The organism is Streptomyces sp. NPDC054847, from assembly GCF_053610925.1.
Map to the genome: position 1 here is coordinate 1 of NZ_JBSGZJ010000711.1, position 2,103 is coordinate 2,103.

Sequence of the window (2,103 nt, forward strand, 5' to 3'; positions counted from 1 at the left end):
GTGGCGGGTCCGGGCGGAGCCCGGTCGCGGGAAGGGGCGGGTCGGGGAACACGCCCGCCGCAGGCGGCTCGCGCGCCCCCTGCTCACCGCAGGCCCGCCGCGAACATCGCCACCACCATCGCCAGCGCCAGCACCAGCCCCGCGCGACGCAGCATCGTCTGCATGTCGCGCAGTTCCTTGGGCGGTTCGTTCTCAGGGTCGGACCACAGCATGCCTTCGATGGTGCTGGTGCAGGCGGCCCGGCGCCTGAGTATGCGTACTCAATCCACGAAGGCACCCGCCCGCGCGGCCGCCAGCGCCGCCGACGCCGCTCGCTCGGCGGTGTCGGCCGTCAGGGGCTCGTGGCTGACGGCGAAGCGGTAGTACAGGGGCGCGGAAACGGCCCGTAGAACCTCCAGCGGGTCGGTGCCGGCCGGGATCTCGCCGCGGCCGAGGCCCCGTTCGACCGCCGGCGCCCATTCGGCGAGCCGGGTCGCGTAGAAGCCGTGGAGGGCGTCCGCGCATTCCTCGTCGCACGCGGCTGCCGCGACGACGGCGGCGAAGACGGGGCCCATGCGCGGATCGGTGAGCGTGTCGCGCACGAGCGCGGCGTTGGCGCGCAGGTCACCTTCCAGCGATCCGGTGTCCGCGGCGGGCAGGGACTGCTCGGCCATGTCGCGCAGCAGGTCCGCGACCAGGCCGGCCGGTGACCGCCAGCGCCGGTAGACGGTGGTCTTGCCGACGCCCGCGACTGCCGCGACCCGGTCCGGGGTCAGGGCGTGGAACCCGCCGTCGACCAGCGCTTCCTGGGTGGCGGCGAGAACGGCCGCGCGGACTTTCGCGGTACGGCCGCCGGGGCGGACCGTACCCGGAGTGGCTTCCAAACGGGTCTCCTGTTCCATTAGTGGCGTGAACTCTGTTAGCGTGCCTCCATCCTAATGGAACTCTCCGCCCATTAGTGGCGGGAAGAGGGGTACGTCATGAGCGAATGGACCGCGGCCTGGGCCGCCTCTCCCCAGATGCCCAGCACCGGCTTCACCCCGAACTGGTCCCAGGAAGGCTTCTCGCACCAGACCGTCCGCCAGGTCGTGCGCGTCACCGCGGGCGGCGAGCGCCTGCGCGTCCGTCTCTCCAACGCCTACGGCACGTCCCCGCTGCACCTCACCGGGGCCACCGTCGCCCGCTCCGCCGGCGGCGCCGCGATCGAGGAGGGATCCGTCCGGGAGCTCACCTTCGGCGGAGCGCGGTCCGCCGTGATCCCCGCGCGGGCCGAACTGCGCAGCGATCCGGCCGGCCTGCCCGTCGAGCGGCTCGGGTCCGTGACGGTCACGCTCTACTTCGCCGGCACCACTGGCCCCGTGACATTCCACTCCCAGGCCTGGGCGGACTCCTACCGGGCCGGCGGCGACCGGCGCGCCGAACTGTCGGGAGCGGCGTTCACCGACGTCACCGCGTCCTGGTACCACCTCGCCGGTGTGGACGTCGCCGCCGGACGCGCGGACGGGATCGTCCTGTTCGGCGACTCCGTCACGGACGGCTTCGGCTCGACACCCGGAGCGAACCGCCGCTGGTCCGACGCGCTCGCCGAACTCACCGGCCGGCCCGTCCTCAACGCCGGCATCGGCGGCAATCTCCTGCTCAACGATTCGGCCTGGTACGGGGAGAGGGGAACCGCGCGGTTCCGTCGCGACGCCCTCGCGCAGCCCGGCGTCTCCACCGTCGTCGTCCTCGAGGGGCTCAACGACATCGGCTTCAGCGAGGCCCCTGGTGAGCCGACGTACAAACCCGCCCCCGTCGTCAGCTCGGCGGAAGTCGTCGCGGGCCACCGGGAGCTGATCCGGCAGGCCCGCGCCGCGGGTGTACGGATGGTCGGCGCGACACTCCTGCCGCTGGCCGGGTCCGACCACTGGGGCGCGCACTCCGCGCGCGTCGGCCCGGAGATCAACCGGTGGATCCGCACCGGCGGCGAGTACGACGCCGTCGTCGACTTCGACCGCGCTCTCGCGGACCCCGCCGATCCCGGGCGTCTGCACCCCGCCTACGACTTCGGCGACCGCCTCCACCCCGGCGACAAGGGCTACCAGGTGATGGCCGAACTGCTGGCCGAGGTGCTCTGAACGGCGC

Annotated in this window: 3 protein-coding genes; 1 reads left to right on the forward strand and 2 read right to left on the reverse strand. The window is 73.3% G+C overall.

Going from position 1 to position 2,103, the window contains the following annotated elements:
* Positions 1 to 83: 83 nt before the first annotated feature.
* The gene (gene mmpB, locus ACWGH4_RS34525; protein ID WP_259372230.1) at positions 84 to 212 is read right to left on the reverse strand and encodes a morphogenic membrane protein MmpB; all 129 of its coding nucleotides are present in this window, start codon (positions 210 to 212) and stop codon (positions 84 to 86) included.
* A 48-nt stretch (positions 213 to 260) separates the two neighbouring features.
* Positions 261 to 881, reverse strand: a complete 621-nt coding sequence (locus tag ACWGH4_RS34530) for a TetR/AcrR family transcriptional regulator (protein WP_453467790.1) — start codon at positions 879 to 881, stop codon at positions 261 to 263.
* A 78-nt stretch (positions 882 to 959) separates the two neighbouring features.
* On the opposite strand from ACWGH4_RS34530, the gene ACWGH4_RS34535 reads away from it, so the two are divergent.
* Positions 960 to 2,096, forward strand: coding sequence for an SGNH/GDSL hydrolase family protein (locus tag ACWGH4_RS34535; RefSeq protein ID WP_453467792.1), 1,137 nt, complete (start codon positions 960 to 962; stop codon positions 2,094 to 2,096).
* The last annotated feature ends 7 nt before the right edge of the window (positions 2,097 to 2,103 follow it).

Coding starts and splice junctions, on each gene's coding strand:
- mmpB (WP_259372230.1), bottom strand. CDS start 212: ATGCTGTGGTCCGACCCTGAGAACGAACCGCCCAAGGAACTGCGCGAC.
- ACWGH4_RS34530 (WP_453467790.1), bottom strand. CDS start 881: ATGGAACAGGAGACCCGTTTGGAAGCCACTCCGGGTACGGTCCGCCCC.
- ACWGH4_RS34535 (WP_453467792.1), top strand. CDS start 960: ATGAGCGAATGGACCGCGGCCTGGGCCGCCTCTCCCCAGATGCCCAGC.